18 protein-coding genes are annotated in these 26,965 nt (G+C 52.2%); 15 read left to right on the plus strand and 3 right to left on the minus strand.

Annotated features, from left to right (window positions below; all coding sequences use genetic code 11):
* Nucleotides 1-5 precede the first annotated feature (5 nt).
* The 7 genes from aroD (at nucleotide 6) to BMW41_RS00505 (ending at nucleotide 12,057) form a co-directional block, all read left to right on the plus strand.
* Entirely contained in the window at nucleotides 6-764 is a 759-nt protein-coding gene (gene aroD / locus BMW41_RS00475; protein ID WP_074647742.1) for a type I 3-dehydroquinate dehydratase, read from the plus strand.
* Nucleotides 765-1,046: 282 nt separating this feature from the next.
* The gene (locus tag BMW41_RS00480; protein ID WP_074647745.1) at nucleotides 1,047-2,531 is read left to right on the plus strand and encodes a leucine-rich repeat domain-containing protein; all 1,485 of its coding nucleotides are present in this window, start codon (nucleotides 1,047-1,049) and stop codon (nucleotides 2,529-2,531) included.
* A gap of 29 nt (nucleotides 2,532-2,560) precedes the next feature.
* Entirely contained in the window at nucleotides 2,561-3,112 is a 552-nt protein-coding gene (locus tag BMW41_RS00485; RefSeq protein ID WP_074647748.1) for an NAD(P)H-dependent oxidoreductase, read from the plus strand.
* A gap of 377 nt (nucleotides 3,113-3,489) precedes the next feature.
* Nucleotides 3,490-3,816, plus strand: coding sequence for a metal-sensing transcriptional repressor (locus BMW41_RS00490; RefSeq protein ID WP_074647874.1), 327 nt, complete (start codon nucleotides 3,490-3,492; stop codon nucleotides 3,814-3,816).
* Between the two features lie 115 nt (nucleotides 3,817-3,931).
* Nucleotides 3,932-6,607 (plus strand): heavy metal translocating P-type ATPase, encoded by a 2,676-nt coding sequence (locus BMW41_RS00495; protein WP_074647751.1) that lies wholly within the window; start codon nucleotides 3,932-3,934, stop codon nucleotides 6,605-6,607.
* A gap of 344 nt (nucleotides 6,608-6,951) precedes the next feature.
* The gene (locus BMW41_RS00500) at nucleotides 6,952-8,610 is read left to right on the plus strand and encodes an ABC transporter substrate-binding protein (RefSeq protein WP_074647754.1); all 1,659 of its coding nucleotides are present in this window, start codon (nucleotides 6,952-6,954) and stop codon (nucleotides 8,608-8,610) included.
* Between the two features lie 63 nt (nucleotides 8,611-8,673).
* Nucleotides 8,674-12,057, plus strand: coding sequence for an EAL domain-containing protein (locus tag BMW41_RS00505; protein WP_074647757.1), 3,384 nt, complete (start codon nucleotides 8,674-8,676; stop codon nucleotides 12,055-12,057).
* Here the strand turns inward: BMW41_RS00505 and BMW41_RS00510 are convergent, their stop codons facing one another.
* Nucleotides 12,058-12,954 (minus strand): LysR family transcriptional regulator, encoded by an 897-nt coding sequence (locus BMW41_RS00510; RefSeq protein ID WP_074647760.1) that lies wholly within the window; start codon nucleotides 12,952-12,954, stop codon nucleotides 12,058-12,060.
* Nucleotides 12,955-13,206: 252 nt separating this feature from the next.
* Here BMW41_RS00510 and BMW41_RS00515 point away from each other — a divergent pair, with 252 nt between their 5' ends.
* Together BMW41_RS00515 and BMW41_RS00520 are read left to right on the plus strand one after the other, a co-directional pair.
* Nucleotides 13,207-14,322 (plus strand): 5-methyltetrahydropteroyltriglutamate--homocysteine S-methyltransferase, encoded by a 1,116-nt coding sequence (locus tag BMW41_RS00515; protein ID WP_074647763.1) that lies wholly within the window; start codon nucleotides 13,207-13,209, stop codon nucleotides 14,320-14,322.
* A 200-nt stretch (nucleotides 14,323-14,522) separates the two neighbouring features.
* A complete protein-coding gene (locus BMW41_RS00520; RefSeq protein ID WP_074647766.1) occupies nucleotides 14,523-15,170 on the plus strand; it encodes a YczE/YyaS/YitT family protein in 648 nt (215 codons plus the stop codon).
* A gap of 51 nt (nucleotides 15,171-15,221) precedes the next feature.
* Here the strand turns inward: BMW41_RS00520 and BMW41_RS00525 are convergent, their stop codons facing one another.
* Nucleotides 15,222-16,982 carry a sensor domain-containing diguanylate cyclase gene (locus BMW41_RS00525; protein ID WP_074647768.1) on the minus strand — a complete coding sequence of 587 codons (1,761 nt, stop codon included), beginning with the start codon at nucleotides 16,980-16,982 and terminating at the stop codon, nucleotides 15,222-15,224.
* Nucleotides 16,983-17,395: 413 nt separating this feature from the next.
* Between BMW41_RS00525 and BMW41_RS00535 the strand changes: the two genes are divergently transcribed.
* The 6 genes from BMW41_RS00535 (at nucleotide 17,396) to fdhF (ending at nucleotide 26,215) form a co-directional block, all read left to right on the plus strand.
* Nucleotides 17,396-18,187 carry a hypothetical protein gene (locus BMW41_RS00535; protein ID WP_074647775.1) on the plus strand — a complete coding sequence of 264 codons (792 nt, stop codon included), beginning with the start codon at nucleotides 17,396-17,398 and terminating at the stop codon, nucleotides 18,185-18,187.
* A 37-nt stretch (nucleotides 18,188-18,224) separates the two neighbouring features.
* Complete coding sequence (locus tag BMW41_RS00540) at nucleotides 18,225-18,743, plus strand: O-acetyl-ADP-ribose deacetylase (protein ID WP_242870185.1); 519 nt, start codon at nucleotides 18,225-18,227, stop codon at nucleotides 18,741-18,743.
* Nucleotides 18,740-19,189, plus strand: a complete 450-nt coding sequence (locus tag BMW41_RS00545) for a GNAT family N-acetyltransferase (RefSeq protein ID WP_074647781.1) — start codon at nucleotides 18,740-18,742, stop codon at nucleotides 19,187-19,189. Before BMW41_RS00540 ends, BMW41_RS00545 begins: the two co-directional genes overlap by 4 nt.
* Before the next feature lie 331 nt (nucleotides 19,190-19,520).
* A complete protein-coding gene (locus BMW41_RS14860) occupies nucleotides 19,521-21,404 on the plus strand; it encodes an L-lactate permease (protein ID WP_074647784.1) in 1,884 nt (627 codons plus the stop codon).
* Between the two features lie 282 nt (nucleotides 21,405-21,686).
* Complete coding sequence (locus BMW41_RS00555) at nucleotides 21,687-23,519, plus strand: NAD(P)-binding protein (RefSeq protein WP_074647787.1); 1,833 nt, start codon at nucleotides 21,687-21,689, stop codon at nucleotides 23,517-23,519.
* A complete protein-coding gene (gene fdhF / locus BMW41_RS00560; RefSeq protein ID WP_074647790.1) occupies nucleotides 23,516-26,215 on the plus strand; it encodes a formate dehydrogenase subunit alpha in 2,700 nt (899 codons plus the stop codon). Before BMW41_RS00555 ends, fdhF begins: the two co-directional genes overlap by 4 nt.
* Here the strand turns inward: fdhF and mobA are convergent.
* Nucleotides 26,196-26,942: a molybdenum cofactor guanylyltransferase gene (gene mobA / locus BMW41_RS00565; protein WP_074647793.1), complete on the minus strand. Its 747-nt coding sequence runs from the start codon at nucleotides 26,940-26,942 to the stop codon at nucleotides 26,196-26,198. The two genes, fdhF and mobA, sit on opposite strands and share 20 nt — an antisense overlap.
* Between the last annotated feature and the right edge of the window lie 23 nt (nucleotides 26,943-26,965).

The raw sequence follows: 26,965 nt of genomic DNA on the forward strand, positions 1-26,965 counted from the left end.
TCACCATGAATACAGTAAAAATCAGGAACATAGAAGTCGGCAAAGGCATGCCGAAGGTTATTGTTCCGATTGTTGGGAAGACCAGAGAAGAGATCGTGAGCCGGGGAAGGGAGCTCTCCGGTATGGATCTGGACATGGTGGAATGGCGCGTGGATTTTTATGATGATGTCTTTGATACCGAAAAGGTTCTGGAAACCCTGAAAGAACTCCGGGAGGCTCTGGGGGAGAAAGCGCTGCTGTTTACCTTCCGAACCAGGAAGGAGGGCGGGGAGAAGGAAATTGACGCCGACGCTTATACCAGGCTGAACTCCGCGGTGGCGGACAGCGGAAATGCCGATGCGCTGGATGTGGAGATTTTCAGCGGTGATGATGTGGTTCGCAGGAATATTGACGCAATTCATACTGCCGGTAAAGTGGTAATCGGATCCAATCATGATTTTTTCAGGACCCCGTCAAAGTCAGATCTGATCTACCGTCTGCGGAAGATGCAGGACATGAAAGCGGATATACCGAAGATCGCGGTGATGCCGCAGAATAAGGATGACGTTCTGACCCTTCTTTCCGCGACGGAAGAGATGAAGAATTACGCAGACCGGCCCATCATCACCATGTCCATGTCGGCAGCGGGCGTGATATCCCGCCTGTGCGGCGAGGTATTCGGATCAGCCATGACCTTCGGAACTGTGGGGGCGGCCTCTGCGCCGGGGCAGATTCCGGTGGAACAGTTAAAGGAGTCGATGAAGATTCTTCACAGCGCATTGTAAGCGGTAAGGAAATACGATAAAAAGCATGTTATAATCATCTATCCCGTTGACGGAGTATTGGCTCTGTCAGCGGGATTTTCGTTGGTGGAGCACTTGGCGACGCATATTTCACTTAGCTGCTATGTTGCTTAGTGAAATAGCGTGCTGAGGCTGGTTTTCTCGAGCCTAGTGGATTTGCTTGTTCTTTCATAATGGAAATTATGTATAATGAATTTAAAAGTAGAAAACCATCAACTTATGAATTTGGAATAGGCTTTGCCAGCATACGGGGAGGACCTGCTTATGAAAAAAAGATTGGGATATCTTATGATCATCGGTTCAATCGCGGCGTTAGCCGCTACCGCCGGCTGTGGAGGATCCGGCGCAGCCGATTCTTCTGCGGCGCCGGTGTCTGCCGAGGGGGCCGTGTCCGGAGCGGAGACCGCTGCGGGAGCGATCGGTGAGAGCGGAGCCGCCGGCGAAGAGACAGCGGTGCAGGAGACTACGTCTGAGACTGTACAGGTTAAAGATTACACAGAAAGAGCGGTGGTTACAGAGGACCGGCTGACCTGGGAGTATAACGACAGTACCGCAACAATCCGGATCCGGGGGACAGGTCCGATGAAGGACTACGGAGGTTCGCTTTTTGCGGAACATGACTATGAAGGGGATTATCCGCCGTGGATTGAGTATAAGGACAAGGCACAGCATGTGATCGTGGACGAAGGCATTACCGGAATCGGAAAATGTGCCTTTCTGAATTTTACCGCTTTGGAGAGCACGGAACTTCCGAAGTCGTTGGATTACGTGGGAGAGGCGTCATTTTACTACTGTGAAAAGCTGAACAATGTTACCATGCCGCATGTGAGAATTCTTGAAAAAGACTGCTTTGCGGTTAGTTCAATCGGCGGAAATACCGGCCGGATCGTCATTCCGGAAGGGTGCGAGTATATCGATCAGTATGCCTTTGCGGATATTGATTCCAGGGTGAGTGTGGTATTTCCATCGACACTGAAAGATATGGCTCCTTCCGCATTTCTGAATTATCCCATTTCGGCATATGATGTGGCCGAAGGCAATGAACGTTATATGTCGAAGGACGGCATTTTGTATTCCAGAGACGGAAAAACAATCTACCGTGTCCCGAACCTGAACGGAAAGACCGGATATGAGATACCGGAAGGCGTCGAGACGCTGGCACCGGTGAGCTTTAAAAATCTGACAGAAATTACCCGAATCCGTATCCCGTCCAGTGTGAAAGAGATGAGCGAGGCCTTCGGCGGCAATCATAAGCTGGAGTCCTTTGAACTGGCAGAGAACAATCCGCTGTTCAAGGCGGTGGACGGTGTGCTCTTCACGAAGGACGGAAAGGAAATGATTTCGTACCCGCAGGCAAAAAACGATGAGATCTATTCTATTCCGGCGGGAACGGAGCATCTGAAACCGGGAGCGATCCATCTGTCGCCGTTCCGGGTGATCTATTTCCCGTCCTCCTATATTGGGCCGCAGGAGATCGAGCCGGTTCCGGGAATCTATGCGGGCGAACTGAAAGAAGCACATTATGCCGAGGGAATCAAAGTGATCGGTCCACAGTCTATGGCGTACTGTGAAGGTCTTGAGACACTGTACTTCCCGAACAGTCTGAAAAAGATCGGGAAGCAGGCCTTCATAACCGCTGCCGGATTAAAGGATATTTACTATGAGGGAACCGAGGCGGAATGGAAGGCGGTGGAGATCGAAGAAGGAAATGAATTCCTGACGCAGGCGACGGTTCATTTTTCAAAATGAAGGAAATAATGAAGGAAATGAGGTAGACGATGATTTTATTTATCAACGCGTGTGTGCGGAAAGGATCCAGAACAAAAGAGCTGGCAGAGTGCCTCCTGGCAGAACGGAATGAGCCGGTGGAGGAAGTGGTTTTACATAACGAGACCTTTCCGTCTGCGGATGAGGATTTTCTAAACAGGAGGGACCGGCTGATTGCGGAAGGAAAATGGGAAGATCCCATGTTTACGCGGGCGAGACAGTTTGCGAAAGCGGATGAGATTGTGATCGCGGCACCGTTCTGGGATCTGTCATTTCCGGCCACGCTGAAGCAGTATTTCGAGCAGATCAATGTGGTAGGGATCACATTTTCCTATTCACCGGAAGGCGTGCCTGTCGGACTTTGCAGGGCAAAGAAGCTGACATATGTTACAACGGCCGGCGGAGGGTTTGTTCCGGAAGTATACGGTGCGGGATATGTGAAGGCACTGGCCCAGAGCTTCTACGGGATTCCGGAGTTTAAGGTGATCAAGGTCACCGGACTGGATGTGGAAGGTGCGGATGTCAAGGCGCTGATGGAGGAAGCAAAAGGAGCGATCGGATGAGATCTGAACAGATACAGCAGATCGAAAACTCCAATCGAAGAACCAAATCGAAACACGAAAAAGAAAACAAAAAGAAATAAAAAAACAGAAAACAGGAATTGACAAATACCCTGTAGGGGTATATATTGTGACTCGAGAGCGATATATACCCCTGCGGGGTATTGTACTTTGCCGGGGATTTTCCCGAAATGCTTATAACATGTTACAGGAAAGCTCTCCGATTTTTTCTATAACATGAAAACGCTCCGCGAGGATACGACAAAGCCGTGTTTTTATCACATTTTAACAGGAGACCCGGAATGACGAATTGCAAACACTGTGCAGCGGAAAACGGCGGAATGGATGAATCCGTCAAATCTGAGGAGACCAAAATAACAATGGAAAAAACAGAAACAACAGAAAAGGATGCCTGTGCGTACTGCTCCGGGAAACATAAAAACCGGGACGAGAAAGAGCGGAAGGATCTGATGAACCGTCTGAAGCGGATCGAAGGTCAGGTTCGCGGCGTGGAAGGCATGTTGGAGAATAACGCGTACTGCACGGATATACTTGTGCAGGTTTCTGCCATTACCAGCGCGCTGAACAGCTTCAACAAAGTTTTGCTGGCCAATCACATGAAAACCTGCGTGGCGGACAACATCCGGGAAGGAAACGATGAGATCATCGACGAGCTGGTTGTCACGCTGCAGAAGCTGATGAAGTGAGAAAACGCGGAAAAAGCTGGAAATGCTGATAAATTCAGGAAATGCCGGCAGCGAGCCGAAGTCCGCTTGCGGACGTTGTTCTACAGACAGTACAGAACAGAAAGCGAGTAACAATATGAAACAATACAATGTGACCGGCATGAGCTGTGCGGCCTGCCAGACCCGGGTGGAGAAGGCGGTCAATGCCGTCGACGGCGTGGAAAGCTGTGCGGTCAGTCTTCTGACCAATTCCATGGGGGTCGTGGGAAATGCATCACCGGAGAAAATCATCAAAGCAGTGGAAGAGGCGGGATACGGCGCAAGTCTGAAATCGGCCGGCGCGGCAAAGACCGCGCAGGAAAGCGGGGAAGATGCCCTGAAGGACACCGAGACACCGAAACTGAAAAGGAGGCTGCTGGCCTCGCTGGTTTTCCTGATTCCGCTGATGTATGTGTCCATGGGGCACATGATGTGGAACTGGCCGCTTCCGGCCTTTCTGGACGGCAATCATGCTGCAATGGGACTGTATGAGCTGCTGATCTCCGGCATTGTCATGATGATCAACCAGAAGTTTTTCATCAGTGGATGGAAAGGACTGATCCACAAATCGCCGAACATGGATACGCTGGTTGCCCTCGGCGCGTCGGCGTCATTTGCCTACAGTGTCTATGCCCTGTTTGCAATGACTTCCGCCGTGATGGCGCAGGATGAAGCGGGAATCATGTATTACATGGATCAGTTTTACTTTGAGTCGGCGGCGATGATCCTGACGCTGATCACCGTGGGAAAAACGCTGGAAGCCAAATCCAAGGGAAAGACCACCGACGCGCTGAAATCACTGATGAAGATGGCGCCGAAGACCGCGGTGCTTCTGGATGGAGAGACCGAGCGGACAGTGCCCGTCGAGGAAGTCAAAGTGGGCGACCGGTTTGCGGTCAGACCCGGCGACAGCATACCGGTGGACGGTATCGTCATTCAGGGAGCGAGTGCGGTCAATGAATCCGCACTGACCGGGGAGAGTGTCCCGGTGGAAAAACAGGCGGGCGATAAGGTGTCCGCGGCGACCATCAATACCTCCGGATACCTCGTCTGCGAGGCGTCCCGGGTCGGAGAAGACACAACGCTTGCCGGAATCATCCGGATGGTCAGCGACGCCGCGGCGACAAAGGCGCCCATCGCAAAGATCGCCGACCGGGTGTCGGGTGTGTTCGTGCCGGTGGTGATCGGAATCGCAATGCTCACCTTCTTTATCTGGCTGATCGCCGGGGAATCCCTCGGTTATGCCATGGCCCGGGCGGTATCGGTCCTCGTCATCAGCTGCCCGTGCGCGCTGGGGCTTGCAACTCCTGTTGCGATCATGGTGGGAAATGGTGTCGGTGCAAAAAACGGCATTCTGTTTAAGACGGCCGCAGTGCAGGAGATGGCTGGAAAGGCGCAGATCATCGCCCTCGACAAGACCGGAACCATCACGACCGGCGTGATGCGGGTGACCGATGTGATCCCGATGTCAGGCGTGAGTCGGGAGGATCTTCTTCGCTTCGCCTATTCTTTGGAGGTAAAGAGCGAGCATCCGATCTCCCGGGCGATTGTGACATGCGCGGAAGAGAACGGAACGGCTCTTTTGGAAAATGATGCATTTGAGGCGCTTCCGGGCAACGGTCTTCAGGCCAGAATTGACGGCGTCCGGTATGCCGGCGGAAGCGCCCGGTTTATTTCCGGACTGACCGGCGGTTTGAATGCGGAGCAGAATGCGCAGATCGAAGCGCTTGCTGCACAGGGAAAAACGCCGATCCTGTTTGCAAGGGAAAATAAACTGACCGGTATGATCGCTGTGGCGGATACCATCAAGGAAGACTCGGCGGAAGCCATTTCCCAGCTGAAGGGAATGGGACTTCACGTTGTGATGCTGACCGGGGACAATCCGGTGACCGCGAAAGCCATCGCGGATCAGGCCGGTGTCGATGAGGTCGTGGCGGGTGTTCTGCCGGACGGAAAAGAGGAAGTGGTCCGGAAACTGATGGAACACGGAAAGACGGCCATGGTCGGCGACGGAATCAACGATGCGCCGGCTCTGACAAGGGCGGACATCGGCATTGCCATCGGCGCCGGAACGGATATTGCGATCGATGCGGCGGATATTGTTCTGATGAAGGGGAGCCTTCTGGACGTTGCGGCAGCGATCCGCATTTCACGGGCGACGATCCGGAACATTCACGAGAATCTGTTCTGGGCGTTTTTCTACAATGTTATTGGCATACCACTGGCAGCGGGCTGTTATGTAGCCGCGTTTGGCTGGACGCTGAATCCGATGTTCGGCGCTGCCGCCATGGGGCTTTCCAGTTTCTGCGTTGTGTCCAACGCACTGAGACTGAACCTGCTGCGGGTATATGACAATAAAAATGACAAAAAGATCCAAAACACGGTGACCGGAAAGCTGCTGGTACAGCAGACGGAGGCCGTGAAAGCGGAAACTGCAGAAAAGGAATCCGTGAAAGCGGAAAACGCAGAAAAGGAATCTGCGGAAGCGGAAACTGCAGAAAAGAAAGCGGTGGATCCGGAAACGGAAGAAACCGTAGAGACAGAAAAAACAGGAAAGGAAGAGAACGAAATGAAGATCAGAGTAACCGGAATGATGTGCGCACACTGTGAGGCTCATGTGAAAAAGGCGCTGGAGGCCATTGACGGAATCGAGAGCGCTGCGGCTTCTCACGAAGAGAATTTGGTAACCATCACCAATTCCAAAGAGATCGACGAGGCACTGATCAGGGCGGCTGTGGAAGACGCCGGATATGAGTATGGCGGAATCGCATAAGGGCTGAGAAAAACATACGAGTTATCGCATGAAAGAATCATTTGTCAGGGGGCATGTCACACTCGCGAAAGTGATGTGACAGCCCTCTTTCTGCATTATATAAAATGTATCAAATATTCTTGAAATAATAGAGATTTTTGTAAAAATACATGGTAAAATTCTCTTAAAGAAGCATACCATGTAAATGTTTTGCTCTCTGTTGATTATTTACTGACGATAAGCCGACGGGATGAAACGCGCTTCACTGTTTTTGCCCGTCAGGCTCCCACTTTCAGAATTTGAGGGGGATGGGGAGCTGAAGTCCGCCTGAGGATTTTGTGTTATGTAAAAGAAAGGAGACCGTCATGAAACGTACGTTTCTGAAACGGACGGTTGCCTGTTTTCTGGCTATACAGGTTGCACTGTCTGCAGTTTCATGTGGCCCCGGGCGTTCCGGAGAAGATACAGCATCAAAGGAGAAAGCGACGGAACCGGATCTGCACCATTTCCTTGTTGCCGTGGAGGATGAACCGGATACGGTCGATTTTCAGTGCACATCCATTCACTACACGGTGGCGCAGAATGTGTTCAACCGTCTTGTCGAGATGGAAAATGATGCGGACGGGAAGATGGAGATACTGCCGTCTCTGGCCGAGTCGTGGGAGACGTCGGAAGATGGAAGAAGTTATACGTTTCATCTGAGAGACCATGTAACCTTCAGCAATGGGGCCGCACTGACTTCATCGGATGTGCTGTATACCTTTGAGCGTCTCCTGACGCACCCGGATTCCTGTAACAGCGATATCGTGGACATCATCGAGGGCGCGGAATCCCTGAAAAACGGAGAAACCGATCATCTGACCGGATTTGAGATCCTGAACGACCATGATTTCCGGATCACGCTGGCGCAGCCCTTTGAGGCGTTTTTAGCCTGTCTTTCCATGCCGGGCGCGTCCATTCTGGATCAGGAGACAACCACGGAGGCAGGTGACCGGTTTGGAACCGATCCGGAGTGGACGGTCGGAACCGGATCCTTCATCCTCTGGAAGTGGATTCCGCAGGAAGGAATGCTTCTGAAAGCGAATCCCGCATGCTGGCAGGGGGCGCCGAAATGTGACGGCCTTGACCTTCGGTTTGCCAATGATGCAAGAGAAATCCGGAGAATGTTTGAAAACGGGGAAATCGACGTGCTCGATCTGGATGAAGTCGGAAATGCGGCAGAGTATTTTCTGCACGGGGACCGGTATCAGGAACGGCTTTTCCATGTTCCGCGGATCGGCATCACATATATCGCAATGAATGAGACGATTGCGCCGCTGAACCGGAAAGCGGTTCGCATGGCGATGCAGATGGCACTGAACCGGCGGCAGCTGCTGACGGCAGTGTATGGTGACCGGGGCTTGGTGGAGAACGGTATTTTTCCGCACGGGCTGTATGGGTTCAATCCGGAACTTCCGGAGATTCCCTATGATCCGGAGAAGGCCCGCAGACTCCTCGAAGAGGCCGGATATCCGAACGGCTGTAAACTGACGGTGAGCGTGAATTCCGCTTCCACCCAATGGGAGTTGTCCGTTCTCCGGCTGGCAGCGGCCATGTGGGAAAAGATCGGAATCCACGCGAATATTGAAGTCATCGACGAGAAAGATTTTATGGACCGGCGCAAGAAGGGAAAACTGACATGCTATACTGCGCAATGGATGGCAGATTTCAATGATCCGGATAATTTCATCTTCACCTTCTTCGGCAATGAGCATAATACGACGTACCGGAGCCTGTGCTATCCGGATCACCGCGTGATGAACCGCATTCAGATCGCGAGGGGAATCGCGGATCCGAAGGATCGCATCCGCGAGTATCAGGATCTGGAGCGGACCATTGTACAGGAGGATGCAGCCTGGATTCCTTTGTATTCCCGAGAGCGCTATTATGTCACGTCGGAAAGACTGGGCGGCATTCAGGCATCCTGGAACGGTTCTGTCAAGAACAAGTATCGGGAGATGACCATAACCGATAAAAAAGAATAATTCTTTTGGTATAAAACGATCGCAGAATGAGCGCGGCGGCAGACAGGAATGAGGTGAGCAGGGATGCGTTCGATACGATTTACCATTACGGTGAGCACGGTTCTGATTATTCTTACGAGTACGATGGCCGTTTTGGGGGCCAGTTATCTCATCGGTCACAATGAGACGGATCAGAATTCCGTGAGAATGATGAACCTGATCAATGAAGACCGGGAAAAAACACTGGAGAAGTATTTCGGCAGTATTGAACAGTCTGCCGAGATTATGGCAAATGTCGCAATTGAAGATCTGGACAGCGTTTTTCTGACCGAATCCGGTGCAGTCCGGACCGGGACTTCGGAGCAGACGCCGGAACAGAAGACAGCGCTTGATGAATATCTTCACGCATACTGTGGCCGGCTTCAGGATCTTTTCTCCGGCGTGGCGGACAATACCCAGGGAATCATTTCGTATTTCTACTGCATCAATCCGGAATTCAGCAGCAGTGAACGGGGCTTCTACTACAAGAAGATCGGCAAAACCGGACTGATTGAACAGACGCCGCTGGATGTTGTAAATCTTGAACCGGAGGAGTATTTGGACGCCACATGGTACGAGGCGGCTGTCAGCATGGGCCGGCCGGGCTGGGTTGGACCGTATGTCTTCGAAGACCAGTGGGTGTACTCCTATTTTGTGCCGATTTATAAGGCGGGGACGTTTATCGGACTGATCGGCATGGATATTTCCTGCGATACGCTGGTGGATCAGCTGAAGGACGTCCGGATTTACAAGACGGGATATGTATGTCTTCTGGCGGCCAACGGCAGGGTGGTCTATCACCCGGATTTCCCGATCGGCACCGGAAAGGATGAGATGCAGTTTGGAGTGGATGAGCAGCTCCTGCAGGGCAAAAACAGTGGCAATGCGCTGATCCGATGCACGGTGAACAATGAAAGCCGGCAGATGTCGTACTCCACACTCGCCAACGGCATGACCCTTTTCTGCATTGTGCCGACCAACGAAATCAATGCGCCGTGGATCCGGCTTGTCCGTGACATTGCGATGATTGCGATTTTGATCATTGGTGTGTTTGCCGTTCTGGTGTCGTTCCTGATGGGAGCGATCATGCATCCGCTGAAACAGCTGACGGATGCTTCCCAGAGGCTTGCGGATGCCGATTACACGGTTGACCTGAATTATGAGGGGCGGGATGAGATCGGTGCCCTGACCGGCGCATTCAAGCGGATGAGAGATCAGATCCGGCAGTACATTGAGAACCTGAATCATCAGATACTCTATGACCGGATGACGGATCTGCCCAATATGCGGCATTTCTTCACCCTCGCACTGCAGGAGAAGGAAAAAATGCAGGCGGAGGGGCTGGAGGTGGTGATGGTGTACATCGACATCATCGGAATCCGGCATTACAACCGTCAGTATGGATTTAAGACGGGGGACAAAATGATCATGAATCTCGCCAAAATTCTGGCGCGGCATTTCGGCGCACAGCGAATCTGCCGTTTCGGAGGTGACCATTTTACGGCAGTTGCGGATGAGGACAGGGTAGATGAGATTCTGAAAGCGGTGCTGAGGGATTGTGAGACCGCAATCGACGGAAAGCGGATGTCCATCCGTGTCGGCATTTATCCGAACCGTCTGGAGAATGTCGATGTCAGCATTGCGTGCGACCGCGCCAAGTTTGCCTGTGATCTGAACAGGGGAGAAATGTCTTCCTCCATCGCGTACTATGACGAGACGATGCGGAAACAGGGCGAAATGAACGTTCATATTATTCAGAATCTGGACCGGGCTCTGAAAGAAGGCTGGGTGAAGGTTTACTATCAGCCGATTGTCCGGGCAGCCGACGGAAAGGTGTGCGATGAGGAGGCCCTGGCCCGCTGGATCGACCCGCAATTCGGGTTCCTGTCACCGGGAGTCTTTATTCCGGCGCTGGAGGAGGCCAAGCTGATCTATAAGCTGGATCTCTATGTGGTGGAACAGGTTCTGAAAAAGATGAAAGAACAGGAGCGTCTGGGAATCTATCTGGTGCCGCAGTCGATCAACCTTTCCCGCATGGATTTCGAGAGCTGCGATATCGTCGAGGAAATCTGCCGCAGAGTGGACGAGGCGGGCGTCGATCATTCCATGATCACCGTTGAGATCACGGAGAGCATCATCGGAAGCAATTTTGAATTTATGAAAGAGCAGATCGCCCGGTTCCGGAAACTTGGCTTTCCGGTGTGGATGGATGATTTCGGAAGCGGATATTCTTCACTGGACGGCCTCAATCAGATTCCGTTCGATCTCATCAAGTTCAACATGCGCTTTATGGAGCGTTTTGATGAAGGTGATGAGGGGAAGATCATCCTCACCGAGCTGGTCAACATGGCGATGAGTCTGAAGATCGAGACGGTGTGCGAGGGCGTGGAAAAGGCGGAGCAGGTGGATTTCCTGCGTGAGATCGGGTGCACGAGAATTCAGGGATTCTATTACGGAAGACCGGTTCCGTTTGAAGAAATTGCCGCTTCGAAGGGAAAAGAAGGTGCGCTTGAATACGAGAATCCGGAGGAGGCCGGTTATTATGCTTCCATCAGCCGAATCAACCTGTATGATTTCTCGGCGCTTTCCAATGAAGCAGATTCTTCGCTGGCGCATTATTTTAATACCCTGCCCATGTGTATCATGGAAGTGAGCGGAACCAGACTTTGGTACAGCCGCTGTAACCAGTCCTATCGGGATTTTCTGAAGCGAACCATGAACGTGGACTACAGTACCGAAGAAATCGACATCATGGATTCGGATGCAGAGAGCGGAACGCTGTTTCTGAGAGGTGTGATGCAGTGCGCCCGCGATGGAAAGCGCGCGGTGATTGATGAATACGTGGGATCAGAGACGGTTGTTCATACCATGATCCGCCGGATTGCCGTCAATCCGGTCACCAATACGACAGCGGTAGCGGTTGCCGTTCTGGCGGTCAGCACAGAAACGGCAGACGGTGCGGATGCCGGACAGAAGGCCGGAGGCAGCGCGGATACACCTCGGTACATGGCGCACGGGCTTTCGACGACATCGGAATTGAAGGATACCATCATCTCACTGCTTGACAACATGCCGTGTCTTACGTTTACAAAACTGGCGAAGACAGGTGTATATATCGCCTGCAATCAGGCATTTGCAGAGTACGCGCATAAGGACAGTCCGGCCGGCGTCATCGGTCTGACAGATTCACTGATCTTTGACGAAAAGACGGCGTCGCATTTCATGGAAGATGACAAAAAGGCTCTGTCCATGAATGAACCGTACGTGTTTATCGAAGATGTTCTGGATGCCGCGGGCAATCGCCGATGCTTCCAGACAACCAAACTGAAGTACTACAATTTCAACAGCCAGCTCTGCATACTCGGAATGTGTCAGGATGTCACCGACATTGTCCGGGTGAGGAGAGAAAATGCGGAGGAAAAAGCCTGATCATACCAGACTCCGCAGGATCTGAATATAGCTCAGCGTGAGCGGAGACGGATGTATGGAGGTCGGCAGAATATAGCCGATCTCCATATGGTCTTCGATGGAAAGCGGCTTGGCGATGATGTTCGGCCCGTTCAGTTCTTCACTGATGACGCCGCTGCAGATGGTATACCCGTTCAGTCCGATCAGCATATTGAACAGGGAGGCCCGGTCGCAGACCACAATGTCCTTGTCACAGTCGACGGTACTCAGGATTTCTTCGGAAAAATAGAAGGAGTTGTGACTTCCCTGCTCGTAGGAGAGACGGGGATAGGGCTTCAGATCTTCCAGCGTAAGCTTCTTTTTTTCCGCCAGCGGATTCTTTTTGCCGATAAAGACATGCGGCTTTGCGGTAAACAGCGGGGTAAAGGTCAGATCGTTGTCGCGGAGCGATTTGCGGATGATCGTTTCGTTGAAGGCGTTCAGGTAGAGGATGCCGATCTCACTTCGAAGGTGAGCCACATCATCGATGATGTCATAGGTCTGGGTTTCACGCATATGAAACTCGTATTTGTCTCCGCCCTGTTCCCGCAGAAGCCGTACAAAGGCTTCCACAACAAAAGAATAGTGCTGGGAGGAAACGCAGAAACGCTGTTTTCCCATGGTCTTTCCCGTATAACGCTCATTCATCAGATTGGCCTGATCCAAAATCTGTCGGGCATATCCCAAAAACTCATCGCCGTCCGGCGTGAGTTCAATTCCTTTATTTGATCTTGAAAATATGGTGATTCCGTATTCTTTCTCCAGTGCATGGATTGCGGTGGTGAGACTGGGCTGCGCAATGAAGAGTTTTTTGGCGGCTTCGGTGATATTTCCGGTCTCGGCTACGGTGACGGCGTATTGGAGCTGTTTGAGTGTCATGGGGTGTATCACATCCTGCGTCAGCGGTCCGCGGCTGACGGAATGTTCTCCTTTCCGATCAGAAATGATGGTGTGAGTATCGAGCCAAAACGGTGTGACTGACTTGTTTTGACATAGAACACATTTGAATTATATCATGCGCAATAGATAGAATCTATGGAGAAACCACAAGATTATATATTTTACCTATCAAAACAATAGACTTATACTCCTCACCATAGAATATGCTTTACGGAGAGGAGATTTGACACGATGAGTACATTACAGACACCGTTTCGCTATGATTTTGTTGGAAGCTTTTTAAGACCGCAGGCGCTGAAGGAGGCGAAGGCCGCTTATCAGGCGGGAACGATCGGGCGGGAGGAATATGACAGAGTTGTCAATGCGGAGATCGCGAAAGTGGTCAGAAAGCAGAAAGAACTTGGCTTTCACGTCATTACCGACGGCGAATTCCGGAGAAGCTTCTGGCATCTCGACTTTATGTGGGGACTGGAGGGCGTGGAGCACCGGGCGACGGGAAACGGCGTGCAGTTTAATCAGGAACTTGCCGTGCTGGATGACACGTATCTTGTCGGAAAGATCCGGGCGAAGGCACATCCGTTTGTGGAGCATTATAAATTCCTGAAACAGTTTGAGGATGAGAACACCGTTGCGAAATACACCATTCCGGCACCGGCACAGACCTTCCAGCAAATGATCGTTCCGGCAAATATCGTTTCAACCCGAAAGTTCTATCCGACGAATGACGAACTGATCGAGGATATTGCGGCAGCATACCGCGATGTGATCCGTCAGTTTTACGAGGCGGGCTGCCGGAATCTTCAGATCGATGACTGCACATGGGGCGCGATCGTCGGAGATGCGGCAAAGCAGAGATATAAGGCTCTGGGAATGGATCTGGAGGAAGTCAAGGCACAGCTTCTGAAAGTCAATAACCTTGCGCTCGAAGGAAAACCGGAGGATATGGTGATCAATTCTCATATCTGCCGCGGAAACTATCATTCCACCTACTTTACCAGCGGTCCGTATGACACGGTTGCGGATTATGTGTTTGCAAAGGAGAATGTGGACGCTCTCTTTTTGGAGTATGATGATGAGCGCTCCGGCGGATTTGCCCCGTTGGCCAGGGTATCAGAAGACAAGAAAGTGGTTCTCGGCCTGATCACCACAAAGTCTCCGGTACTGGAAGACAGGCAGAAAGTGATTGACCGGATTCACGAGGCGGCGCGCTACATTCCGCTGGATCGGCTTTGCCTGAGCCCGCAGTGCGGATTTGCCTCCTGTGAGATCGGCAATAAGCTGACCGAAGAAGAACAGTGGGCGAAGCTGAAGCTGGTCAAAGAGATCGCCGAAGAAGTGTGGGGATAAAGACGGCGGAAAGACACTGAGCCGGAACAAAGAAGAGGAAGCTGCCGACAGCAAAATGCCGGCGGCTTCTTGTTTTTATTTCACAGGAAATTTCTCCGAAATTCCCTATGAAATAAAAACGCTCCGCGGACTTTGGTCTCCGCGGTTCTTTCGGAAAGAAATGTGTGTTATAGTGGATAAAAAGGAAAAGAGAGGGAGTTATGAGTCGGAAAAAAATGGTTGCCGGGTGGATTCAGATCATCGTGGGGCTGCTGATCTTTGCACTGGGGGTGCATTTGACCATCCGCGCGGATCTCGGTCTTGCGCCGTGGGACTGCTTCGGTATGGGAATCGCGAAACAGACACCGCTGAATTATGGTCTTTCCATGACCGTGATGGGCATTCTCATTCTGATGATCGATGTGTGGATGCACGAAAAGATCGGTTTCGGAACTATACTGGATGCGCTGTTGACCGGAAATTTTGTACAGGTGTTCAATGATCTTGATACGCTGCCAAAGACTTCCAGCGTCCTGACCGGAAGCCTGACGATTCTTGCAGGGCTTTCGCTGATGTCCATCGGCCAGTATTTTTATATGTCTTCGGCTCAGTGCTGCGGACCGAGAGATACCCTTCTGGTTGGACTGGGAAAACGGCTCCGCCGGTTCCCGATTGGAGCGGTTCAGTTTGGACTGCTGTCGGCGGTTCTTCTTTTCGGATGGATGCTGGGCGGTCCGGTTGGAATCGGCACCATCGTCAGTACCTTCGGTGCAGGCATCGTCATGCAGATTGTGTTCAACATCATCGGATTTGAACCGAGAACAATACAGCATCTCAGTATTTTTGAAGCAGTGAGACACAGAGTATGAAGAAGGACGCAGCCGGGGACGGAAACTGCAGGTCGGATCCATGATCCGGCCTCAGATTCCGATCACCCGGTTTCGTCCTCCTTCTTTTGCCTGATACAGTGCCTCGTCGGCCCTCTTGACAAAAGTCTCCGGAGAATCGGTATCGCTTACGGCTGTCACGCCAAAGCTCATGGTAATGTGCCTGACGGTGACATAGCAGTTTTCTTCGATTTTCGCCCGCAGTTTCTCGGCAAAGGCCATAGCCTCCGGAAGGGACGTATCCGGCAGAGCATAGATAAATTCTTCTCCGCCCCAGCGGCCGAACACATGCTTCGGCTGTAGGTTTTCCTTGATCAGATCTACGGTTGCGCGAAGAACCATATCGCCGACGTCATGGCCGAAGGTATCATTGATCCGCTTAAAATGATCGATGTCCATAAAAATCAGAGCGGCCGGCGCGTGATCGGATTTCCGGAGCTGCAGGATTTCATTGAGCTTGCGTTCCAGTTCCCAGCGATTGTAGATTCGGGTGAGCTGATCGGTGTGGGCAATCCGGCCCAGCTCCCTGTTGAGCGAATCAAGTTCGCCGGATGTTGTCTCCAGAAAATGCAGAATCCGGTCGACGAAGGGAACATAAGCGCTTTCATGTTCCGGCGCGGGAGTGTCCCGGATTACATTGAGGCAGGTTCGAACCGTATTCTTTGCGGAGGCATCCTCGGTAAGACCGACCGCGACCAGAGCGCTGTTCAGAGCACCGCCGTCTCCGGTGGAGGAGAAAAAGAGCTCTGCGTATCCGACGGCCACCGAGAGCTCCGGAAAGAGGGAACGGTAGCCAGCGGTGTCCTGATGAGCGGCTTCTTTCAGAAAACGCACACGGTTACCGCACTCAAAGAGAAAGACTGCTTCCGGCCGGAACGCTCGGAGGTTTTCGGCGGACTGGTCCACAATGCGCAGAAGATGGTCGGGATTGCCGTAGGAAAGCCGGAAGTGCTCGCCTTTCACCACGTCAGATGTAAAGTGGATGGAGCCGTCTTCGCCGCACGCTGAAGGAACTCTGGAGATGACACAGTTTCTCCGGTGAAATACCAGCGGGAATTCGCATACGTTCTGTACAAAGTAGCGGTTCGGCCGTACGTTCAGGTATTTTGAGTAGACGTCCACTGCCGGTTTGTGGTCGATTTCGGTGATGATGTGATCGCCGCGGGTCTGGGTTACGGTCATCTCAACGCCGATTTCTTTGAAGCCGAGGCAGTTGTCCATGTAAAAACGGAGATCCGCACCGGAAAAAAGAATGGCGGTGATGCCGTTGGCGCGGGCGGTACTCCCGTACACCCGTGCCGTATTCAGTGCCCGGATGCTCCGGCCGGCTTTGGCGCCGAACATCGGAAGTTTATGGTGGCTGAACTCTTCATAAAACGCATGGATGACGGCGCTGCCGCAGGAATAGCAGACCATCATGCATTTTGTATCGGGGAGCTGCTGCAGATGTTCATTCAGAACGCGCCCGGCCACAAATCCGGTCATTTGCGTCATGTCAAAATCATATTTTGTGAGTCTTGTCGTGCGGAAGTATGTCACATTCAGTTCCGCGGGATGATCGCTGATATCAAATTCCTGATCGGCGATATTGGCGCTGGTAATGCCGATCAGGCAGGCCTTGCCGCATTTTTCGCGGATGATATCCATGATTTTGTCATCATCGGTATCGAGTCTCGGATTGTTAAACTGAAGGAGAATGCCGGAAGCGGTCCGATACGAATCGCTCCCGGATATCTGAGTACAGATTCTGTTCAATTCATCCAATGTCTGAAATGTATATTTTTTCTGAAGCATAGAGATATCCTTTCCGGAGTTCTGCTGTTCCAGATGTTACCGTCTTATCGGGGATTATCCCCGGAATTTCCGTCCGATCATGCTGAGTGACGCACCGTCGGGGAATGCTTACGGTTTTTCATCGGCGCGGCTGCCGGGAAAGATAATAGGTTTTAGGCGAAGCAATTCGCAGGAAAATCCGGAAAAGAGCAATCGGAGTTTGTTATGAATAGACGGAAACGTGATTTTGTGGATAACGGCGTTTCCTATGTGCATGAAGGTATCTGTCAACTTAAGAAGATTGAAAAGTATAATCTCTTGCATTTCCATCCGGCCTGTGATAGCGTTCTATGAATGAAAAAAACGCATGAAAAATACAGGAGAAGAGATCCGGAAACAGGATCTCAAACCGGAAAGTCAGGTGTATCGGTTTTATGGAATTTCAGGAATATGCAGAACATTATTTTGATCTGGAAAAAGCAGGTCCGTATTTTCTGATCAGCTTCCTCGCATTGCTTGCCGTCATGGGCATGATCATCGCCATTGCCCGGTTCAAGAAAGGACGGGATACCCGAAGCGGTGAGAGCAAATATGCGGATCTGCCGCGGCACCCCATCGACATTCGTTCCTTTTCGTTCATCGAATCCTTTTACGAGATGGCATTTGCCAGCACGGCGGTGCTGCTTCTTCTGAGCCTTTATTATATCATCAATGACCGGATCAATCTCCGCACGGTACATCGAATATGGGATACGTATAAAGACTGGATCCTGGTGGCGTTCCTGATGGCGGCCATGGTTTTGAACCGGATATTTGACCGGGTGCTGGTACGGCTGCGGTATATTGATGCAAAACAGAGGTCCAGCATCCGGCTGCTCAGTTCAATCTATGTCATCCTGATCCTGCTATACATTTGTTTTATATATCAGAGTCCGAATTACGGGACGATTATCATCTATTTTGTTATGATGGTAATCGGAAGACTGTTTTATTTCGATGTCACCTGGGACGGGTTCAGGGGCGATATGGCCGGACTATGGAAGAATCTGCCGATTCTCTTCCTGATGATTGCATATTCGGCGTTTACCGTCTGGTATGGCTTTTTTACCCGGTTCCTCTGGAAATCCAACGGAGTTCTGGTATCGACACTGATTGCCCATCTCTTTATGGATATCGGGATTGTGATTATTCATCATCTTCGGATTCCAAGACTGATTCTGAGGTGAGGTTAAAAAAGAAAGGATGGGATGGATAATGACGGAAATGAAGATTACGGAGTGCATCACCGTGGTCCGCGGAAGTGTTGTAGAGATGAAGGCAGATGCGATTGTCAATGCCGCAAACAACAGCCTTCTCGGCGGAGGCGGAGTTGACGGGGCAATTCACCGTGCAGCGGGGCCGGAACTTCTGGCGGAGTGCAGGACGCTTCACGGCTGTGCGACGGGAGATGCGAAGATCACGAAAGCCTATAACATCAGCAACGCGAAATACATCATTCATACCGTCGGTCCGGTCTACAGCGGAACGAAAGAAGATCCGGAACTTCTGGCTTCCTGTTATACAAGAAGCCTTGATCTGGCACTGCAGCATGGATGCGGCAGCATTGCATTTCCGGGGATTTCGACGGGGGTGTACGGATATCCGCTGGATGAGGCTGCAAACGTATCTCTTGAGGCGGTCAGCGGATGGATGAATGCCCATCCGGATGCCGGCATCCGTGTGTACTTCTGCTGTTTCCGGGAGACGGAGATGGAGGCATATCGAAGGGGAATCAAGGAATGAAATTTTATGTCAAACGTTTCGAGGATCTCACCGTTTCCGAATTGTATGAGATCCTGAAAACACGATTCGAAATCTTTGTCATTGAGCAGGAATGTCTGTATCCGGATCTGGATGACAGGGATCAGGATGCGTATCATGTTTTCTGCATGAATGAGCAGGGAAGAGTGGCGGCCTGCCTGCGGGTTTTCTGGAAAGACAGGGAAGCCGGGGTGGCGCAGATCGGGAGAGTCGTCACGCTGGAACACGGGAAAGGCGTGGGAGGACAGCTTCTCCGCTGCGGAATCGAAGTGGCGGAAGAGCGGTTTCATGCGGCGAAAATCTATCTGGAAGCGCAGCAGTATGCGATCGGTTATTACGCCAGAGAAGGTTTTCAGGTTGTCTCCGATGTTTTTATGGAGGATGGGATTCTGCATGTGAAGATGATCCGGGAATCGGGTGAAACATAAATTGAGGGAAATATTTGGCTGAATATGCCTGGCTTGAGTGCACAATCGCGAAGATTGTGCACTTTTTTGTTTCATAGGGGATGGGGGAGCCGAAGTCCGCTTGCGGACTTTGTTCGGGGCGTTGCACGAACATTTCTGACAGAGATGCCGAGTAGCGCATCATATTCAGCCGTTCAAAACAGAATCAGGTGAAGGGAATCGTCCGCATCCGTGACTTGGCTCAAGTGCGTTTTCGAATCGTCGTTGGCCTGTAAAACAAGACTTTATAACTAAAATGGAGTAAAATAAAAATAGTACGTGTTATCTTTTCGGTTTGTGGGGGGGATTGCTTATGTATGCGGTTTTAGCATTTATACCGATCCTGTTCGTGATCGGCTTTATGGTGGCACTGAATGTTCCGGCAAAAAAGGCAATTCCGGGCGGCTGGCTGATCTGCTGTATCATCGCTTTTCTATTCTGGAAAATGGATGTTTCCGGTCTTGTCCGGCAGACCGCCATCGGATTTCTGGAGAGTTTTTCCGTTCTTCTGGTCATTTTCGGTGCGGTTCTGATCATGAATACACTGTCGGAAGCCGGCGCGATGGATTCCATTAAAGGAATGTTCTGCGGCATTACGACCGATGCGCGGGTGCAGGCGGTGATGATCGGATTTCTGTTCGGCGCATTTATTGAGGGTGCGGCGGGATTCGGAACGCCGGCGGCACTGGCGGGACCGCTGATGGCTTCTGTCGGATTTCATCCGCTTGCGGCGACGGCGATCGCGCTGATCTGCAATTCGGTTCCGGTACCATTCGGCGCCGTCGGGACACCGACCAATACGGCAATCACCGTTGTCTCGGATGCGGTTGTGAATGCCGGCGGGAACAGCGAAGTCTTCGCATCGGAGGTCACCTTTTACTCCGCCGTGCTGATGGCGCTGACAACACTGGCTGTGCTGCTCGCGGTAATCGTCATCGAAGTTTTCCTTTTTGCGGAGACACCGGAAAAGAGAAGATTGAAATACGTTGTGGAGATCCTTCCGTTTCTGGTCTATGTGACGGTCCTTTTTAACGGATGCTATCTTCTGATTGCGAGATTTCTCGGCCCGGAACTGGTTTCCCTTGGAGCTTCCGCCATCTCGATGTCGGTTGTTCTGGCCACTTCCCGCAAGGGGGTTCTGATTCCGAAGGACAAGTGGGAGTTTTCTCAGAGTGCGAAGGGAAGGACAAACACTCAGAGCACGCTGTTCCGCTCCGGGTTTTTGGTAAAAATTCAGAAGCTGATGGAAAGACATTTTGAAAAAAAGTATGCGCTGCTGGATCAGGAAATCGACAGCCTGAACCGGTTGAAAGAAGCAGAAATGAAGGAGGTCCTGAAAGAAGAAGGCATTCAGCTGAAGCAGCTGGAGAAGGAGCTGGATGATTACTGGAAGCGGCAGAGTCTGATCAAACGGCTGCATAGAAAAGATTTTCTGTTCGGCGTTCCGATTCTTCGCGCATGGGTTCCGTATATTCTCATCGGGATCGTGCTGGCGCTGACACGGGTGATTTCCACTCTGAGACCGGACAGTCTGGTCGGAGCCATGAAAAATATCCGGCTGGCGATTCTGACACCGGATGGGGAAGTGTTCTGGGGATTTGCTTTTCTGTGGAATCCGGGCGGCATTTTTATCATTGTGGCCGTTTGCTCGATCTTTATCCTCCGGATGAGGATGGTTCATGTGAGGAAGGCATGGGTAAAAAGTCTGGATCAGGTGCGCGGTGCCGCCATTCCGCTGATGTTCGGCGTGGCGATGGTGTATGTTCTGCGGAACTCCGCCAATCCCTCCATGGAGGTTTGCTACCTCATCAGCGGAAAAACAGCCGGTATGGGGTCGATGCTGACGATGATGGCGGATGGTCTGGGGTATCTCTTCAAAGATTTTTATCTCTGGGTTGCTCCGCTGGTAGGTGTGGTCGGTTCTTTTATCTCCGGTTCGAATACGGTCTCCAATACTCTGTTCGGCGGACTTCAGTTTGAAACGGCTGCGCTGGTTGGTCTGCCGCAGGTGATTGTTCTGGCACTTCAGAACGCGGGCGGCGCGATCGGCAACATGATCTGCGTGAACAATGTGGTCTCGGCCTGCGCAACAACCGGTATGTCCGGAAGCGAAGGTCGGATTATCCGCTTAAATATCATTCCGTGCCTTTTGCTCTGGCTTTTGCTAGCCGGCTGTGCGGCGATGATCAGAGTATAGGAAAAATCCTTTCAGCCGTTTTTTTCAGACGTGAGGGAGAACATATCATCTGCATTTTGCAGGTCGTATATGGGGGAAAAACACAGGCAACCGCGCACGAACAGTGAGATTGCCTGTGTTTTTTCTGTTTTTGCGGACACCACAGGAATAGAGCAGGCACAGTTTTTTTTATGACTATTTACCGAAAAACCAAAAGATTTTATCACAATAGTGACCATTTTTGATAAAATAGATTATGTATTAAGATGGTTGCTGGAATAAAAATATATTCAGGGGGTAGCTATGAGATCATTGATGAAAAAGGGCGGGCTCAATGACCGGACCGATGTCGTGCTTCGAAAATTCCGGGCAAGAATGACATCGTATCCGCCGGGGATGTGCCCTCTCGTTTTGTACCGGTCACTTTTACAGATTTCCATGAATCAGTCCTGCGGAAAATGCGTTCCGTGCCGTGACGGTCTGGGCGAGGTGGACTTTTTGCTGAAGAGCATCATCAACGGGGATGCCGGCAGCGATGTTCTGAAGGAGATCGAGAGCAAATGCCGTATGATCGCGGAGACAGCGGACTGTGCGGTCGGCGTTGCGGGGGCAAAGCTGATTCTGGAGTCGCTGGAGGAGTTTGCGGACGAGTATGAAAGCCATATCCGGGATCGGCGCTGCGTCGGAAATGCGAGTCAGACGATTCCGTGCGTGACGCTGTGTCCGGCCCATGTCGACGTTCCGGGATACATCGCCATGATCAAGGCGGGAAATTATGCGGGGGCAATCAAGGTCATCCGTGACCGGAACCCGTTCCCCACCGCCTGTGCGATGGTCTGTGAGCATCCGTGTGAGCGCAAATGCCGCCGGTCTCTGATCGATGCGCCGATCAATATCCGTGGACTCAAGAAATACGCGGTGGACTGCATGAAGGCAGATGACGTTCCGACTCCGGCGAAAAATGTCAGCACCGGGAAGTCGGTTGCGATTATCGGCGGCGGTCCGTCCGGACTTACCGCGGCATATTTCCTTTCCCTGATGGGACATAAAGTCGATCTCTATGAAGAGCATGAAAAACTCGGTGGTATGCTCCGGTACGGAATCCCGGAGTACCGGCTTCCGAAAGCGCGGCTGGATGAGGACATCCATGCGATTCTGAACGCCGGGGATATCCATGTCTGTACGGGGACCAAAATCGGCAGGGATATCACCTTTGCGGAGATCCGCAAAGATCATGATGCGGTCTATCTCGGTATCGGCGCCCAGATCGGAAACCGGATGCCGATGGAGGGGGCGGACGCCGAAAATGTCATCCCGGCGGCGGATTTTCTTCAGGAAGCGGCAACCGGCCGGATGTCGGATCTTACCGGCAAGAAGGTGGTGCTGATCGGCGGCGGAAATGTCGCAATGGATGCGGCCAGAACCGCAGCGAGACTGAATGCGGATTCCATTCATGTCTTCACTCGAAAAAGAGACGATTACACCGCGCTGGAAAGCGAGATAGAGTCGGCAATGCAGGAAGGTGTCCGTTTCCGGACACTGCTGAATTTTCTGAATATCGAGACGGATCCGGAGACAAATGAAGTGCGCGCGGTGTGGCTGCAGCCGGAGATCGTCGGCCCCATCGACAATCTGGGCTTTGTGACGACGGAGCATTCCAGCAATTACCCGTACCGTTTCAAGTGTGACCTTCTGATCCTCGGCGTCGGACAGCGGAGCGATGTCGCATCCTTCGAAAACGAAGGAATTCCCACGAACCGCGGACGGATCGATGCGGATGAGACATGCATGGTCAATGGCATGGAAGGCGTCTTTTCCGGCGGCGACTGCGTCACCGGACCCTCCACCGCGATCAACGCCATCGCTGCGGGGCAGGTTGCGGCATTTAACATCGATGAGTATCTCGGCTATCATCACAAAGTAAGACTGGAAGCGGAGATTCCGGCCGCGGTGCCGAATCCCTGCATTCCCACCGGAAGAGCGGAGATCGAGGAAAAAGATCCGTTTGAGAGAAGAACCAATTTTGAACATGTCGAATTGAAGATGACACCGGAAGAGGCGCTGAGGGAGTCCGGAAGATGCCTTCGCTGCGATCACTACGGCTGCGGTGCGATGGAAGGAGGAAGAGGAGAATGATTTCTTTTTCGATAAACGGCTCCCGCTGTCAGGCGGAAGAGGGAACAACCATCCTGGAAGCGGCAAGAGCACGCGGTATCTCGATTCCGACGCTGTGTTATCTGAAGGGCGTGTCTGACATCGGTTCCTGCAGAATGTGCATGGTGGAAGCGAAGGGCTTTGATATGCTTCTTCCGGCCTGCCGAACAAAAGCGGCGGATGGAATGGAGATTACGACGGAGTCGGAGAGACTGACCGATTACCGGAAGAATATGCTGAAACTCATCCTGTCGAACCATAATCAGGACTGTATGAGCTGTCCGGCCAACGGAACGTGTGAGCTTCAGAAACTTTGCAATGAATATGGCGTGGAGCGCGCGGAGCACAAAGGGAACCGCGTGAAGATCGAAAAGAAGCTTCCGCTTCTGGACGACAATCCGTATATCAGCTATGATCCGAGCAAATGCATTCACTGTCAGCGCTGCATCAATGTCTGCCACCGCATTGCCTGCAACGGCGCGATCAAGAGCGGCCGCCTCGGCAATTTCCATATCGTGGAGGCACCGTTCGGAGAGAACTATAAGGAAACCGGATGCGAGAGTTGTGGAAACTGTGCTTCCGTCTGTCCGACCGGAGCGATTGTCTTAAAGCGGGAGAAGAACTACCGGGAGTGGGAAGTAAAGAAAGTCCGGACAACCTGTCCGCACTGCGCAACCGGCTGTCAGTTGGATCTGGTGGTGAAAGAAGGACGGATCGTCAATGTGGAATCGGCGGACGGACCGGCGAATCACCGGAGACTCTGCGTCAAGGGAAGAAACGGAAGCTTTGATTTTGTTCATGCGGCGGACCGGCTGAAAAAACCGCTGATCAAAGACCGGAGCACCGGCATGTTCCGTGAGGCCACATGGGAGGAAGCAATCTCCTACACGGCGAAGCGGTTTCTGGAGATCCGGGAGAAATACGGGTGCGATTCTCTGGCGGGATTTGCCTGCTCCCGATCCTCCAACGAAGACGTCTACATGGTGCAGAAGATGGTCCGCACCTGCTTCGGAACCAACACGACGGACAACTGTGCAAGAGTCTGTCACTCGGCCTCGGTCGCGGGACTGGCGAAGACCCTCGGCTCCGGCGCGATGACGAATCCGATCTATGACATCACGCATGATGTCGATGCGATTCTTCTCGTGGGTTCGAATCCGGAGGAAGCGCATCCGGTCATCGGAATGCAGATCCGGAAGGCGGTGAAGAACGGCACAAAACTCATCGTGGTTGATCCGCGGAATATCGGGCTTTCCGGACAGGCGGACATTCATCTGAAGCTCCGTCCGGGAACCAATGTGGCGTTTGCGAACGGCATGATGCATGTGATGATCGAGGAGGACCTGATCGATCACGAATACATCGAAAAATATGTAGAAGGTTTTGAGGAACTGAAGAAACTGGTGGCGGAGTATACGCCGGAGAGAGTCGGAGAGATCTGCCACATTGACCCGGATATGCTTCGTGAAGCGGCCAGAATGTATGCCTGCGCGAAGAAGGCGCCGATCATCTATTGTCTCGGCGTGACGGAGCACTCCACCGGAACCGAAGGTGTGATGAGCCTTTCCAATATGGCGGCGATCTGCGGCAAGATCGGCCGGAGCGGCTGCGGCGTGAACCCGCTGCGAGGTCAGAACAACGTGCAGGGTGCCTGTGATATGGGTGCAATGTCGACGGATTATCCGGGATATCAGAAGGTGGACAACGAAGCGGTCCGGAAGAAATTTGAGAAAGCCTGGGGCGTTCCGCTGAATCCGAAGCCGGGCCTTCGGGCGACGGAGGTCTTTCCGGCAGCCATCGAGGGAAAAATCAAGGGACTCTACATCTGCGGAGAGGATCCGATGGTCTCCGACCCGGATACACACCATATCATCAAGGCGATGGAAAGTCTGGAATTCCTGGTGGTACAGGATCTGTTCATGACGAAGACGGCGGAATATGCGGACGTGATTCTTCCGGCAAAGAGTTTTGCGGAAAAGGAGGGAACCTTTACCAACACAGAGCGAAGAGTTCAGAGAATCCGCACGGCGGTGACGCTGGATGGAGAAATGCGCTCTGACACGGATATTCTCATCGATCTGATGAATGCGATGGGATATCCGCAGCCGTATCTGACGCCGGCGCAGATTATGGACGAGATCGCGGAATTGACGCCGAGTTATCACGGCATCAGCTACGAGAGACTGGATGCGGGAGAACTTCTTCAGTGGCCGTGTCCGGAGAAAGATCATCCGGGTACGCCGATCATGCATGCCGCGGGACCGGTTCGCGGAAAGGTGCTCCTGTATCCGGCGCGGTTTAAAGAGGCACAGGAACTTCCGGATGAGGAATATCCGTTCATTCTGATGACCGGACGGATTCTGTACCACTACAACGCATTTTCACAGACCTCCCGTTCTCCGGGACTGATGGATCTTGCGGGAGAGGGATTTATCGAGCTGAATTTCCGCGATGCCGAGAGAATGGGCGTCAGGAGCGGAGACATGGTTCGGGTGAGCAGCAGAAGAGGGACCATCACCGCCAGAGCGAGAGTCGGAAGAAAGGTATCGGCGGGAGAAACCTGGATGCCGTTCCATTTCCCGGATTCTCCGGTCAATATGATTACCAACGCAGCGCTGGATGAGTTCGCACGCATCCCGGAATACAAGGTGTGTGCGGTTAAGCTTGAAAAAGCGTGAGATCTTCTTTTGTGTTGCAGTTGAGCAGTTCTTTTTCATCACCGTGATATTCCGCAAACTGGCAGTCGAGCCGATCCAGAAAGGCTCTGACTGCCAGTTTATTTTGGCGGATCAGTTCTCCCAGAATTCCGGAGGTGTTGGTCCGGTATACCGCGATCAGCGGCTGTATCTTTCCCTGAAAAGATAAGACGGTTGCGTCGTACGGCGAGGAAATATGCGTGTCCAGAAGACGGATCAGCGTATCGGCGGTGAGAAGCGGGGTATCGACGCTGAGCACCAGTGCGTGCGGAAAACGGCATTTTGAAAAGCAGGAGTACATCCCGCCCAGGGGACCGCAGTCCGGGATGAGGTCCGGAATGCGTCGCACAGGCGGAATGTCATCCGGAATCCGGTCTGAGACAGGTTCCAGGCCGGACCGGTCTGCTGGTTCGGTTGTAAAAATACCGGTCGAAAAGTCATGTTTTTTCTGGGATTCGGGCCGGCAGGAAATCAGAATCTCGCCGGTGCCGATCCGGCAGAGTTTTTCAATCTGGATCTCCAGAAAACTTTTTCCGTTCAGGCGCAGCAGCGCTTTATCGGTTCCCATGCGGCTGCTTTTTCCGCCGGCCAGTATGATGCCCGTGAATTTCGGTTTGATATCCATCTGCTCCTCGTCTGTTCTGTGATTGCCGCCTGCTTTTCCGGTCTGTCGGTTTGGGGCGGACCGTTTTGTGAAGTCCCGTTCCATGGTCTGACTCCGTCGGAGTTCAT

The sequence above is a fragment of the [Clostridium] aminophilum genome, assembly GCF_900101295.1.
Lineage (GTDB): Bacteria > Bacillota > Clostridia > Lachnospirales > Lachnospiraceae > Clostridium_R > Clostridium_R aminophilum_A.

Coding starts and splice junctions, on each gene's coding strand:
- mobA (WP_074647793.1), bottom strand. CDS start 26,942: ATGGAACGGGACTTCACAAAACGGTCCGCCCCAAACCGACAGACCGGA.
- BMW41_RS00490 (WP_074647874.1), top strand. CDS start 3,490: ATGGAAAAAACAGAAACAACAGAAAAGGATGCCTGTGCGTACTGCTCC.
- BMW41_RS14860 (WP_074647784.1), top strand. CDS start 19,521: ATGTATGCGGTTTTAGCATTTATACCGATCCTGTTCGTGATCGGCTTT.
- BMW41_RS00515 (WP_074647763.1), top strand. CDS start 13,207: ATGAGTACATTACAGACACCGTTTCGCTATGATTTTGTTGGAAGCTTT.
- BMW41_RS00555 (WP_074647787.1), top strand. CDS start 21,687: ATGAGATCATTGATGAAAAAGGGCGGGCTCAATGACCGGACCGATGTC.
- BMW41_RS00510 (WP_074647760.1), bottom strand. CDS start 12,954: ATGACACTCAAACAGCTCCAATACGCCGTCACCGTAGCCGAGACCGGA.
- BMW41_RS00540 (WP_242870185.1), top strand. CDS start 18,225: ATGAAGATTACGGAGTGCATCACCGTGGTCCGCGGAAGTGTTGTAGAG.
- BMW41_RS00505 (WP_074647757.1), top strand. CDS start 8,674: ATGCGTTCGATACGATTTACCATTACGGTGAGCACGGTTCTGATTATT.
- BMW41_RS00525 (WP_074647768.1), bottom strand. CDS start 16,982: ATGCTTCAGAAAAAATATACATTTCAGACATTGGATGAATTGAACAGA.
- BMW41_RS00545 (WP_074647781.1), top strand. CDS start 18,740: ATGAAATTTTATGTCAAACGTTTCGAGGATCTCACCGTTTCCGAATTG.
- BMW41_RS00495 (WP_074647751.1), top strand. CDS start 3,932: ATGAAACAATACAATGTGACCGGCATGAGCTGTGCGGCCTGCCAGACC.
- aroD (WP_074647742.1), top strand. CDS start 6: ATGAATACAGTAAAAATCAGGAACATAGAAGTCGGCAAAGGCATGCCG.
- BMW41_RS00500 (WP_074647754.1), top strand. CDS start 6,952: ATGAAACGTACGTTTCTGAAACGGACGGTTGCCTGTTTTCTGGCTATA.
- fdhF (WP_074647790.1), top strand. CDS start 23,516: ATGATTTCTTTTTCGATAAACGGCTCCCGCTGTCAGGCGGAAGAGGGA.
- BMW41_RS00485 (WP_074647748.1), top strand. CDS start 2,561: ATGATTTTATTTATCAACGCGTGTGTGCGGAAAGGATCCAGAACAAAA.
- BMW41_RS00480 (WP_074647745.1), top strand. CDS start 1,047: ATGAAAAAAAGATTGGGATATCTTATGATCATCGGTTCAATCGCGGCG.
- BMW41_RS00535 (WP_074647775.1), top strand. CDS start 17,396: ATGGAATTTCAGGAATATGCAGAACATTATTTTGATCTGGAAAAAGCA.
- BMW41_RS00520 (WP_074647766.1), top strand. CDS start 14,523: ATGAGTCGGAAAAAAATGGTTGCCGGGTGGATTCAGATCATCGTGGGG.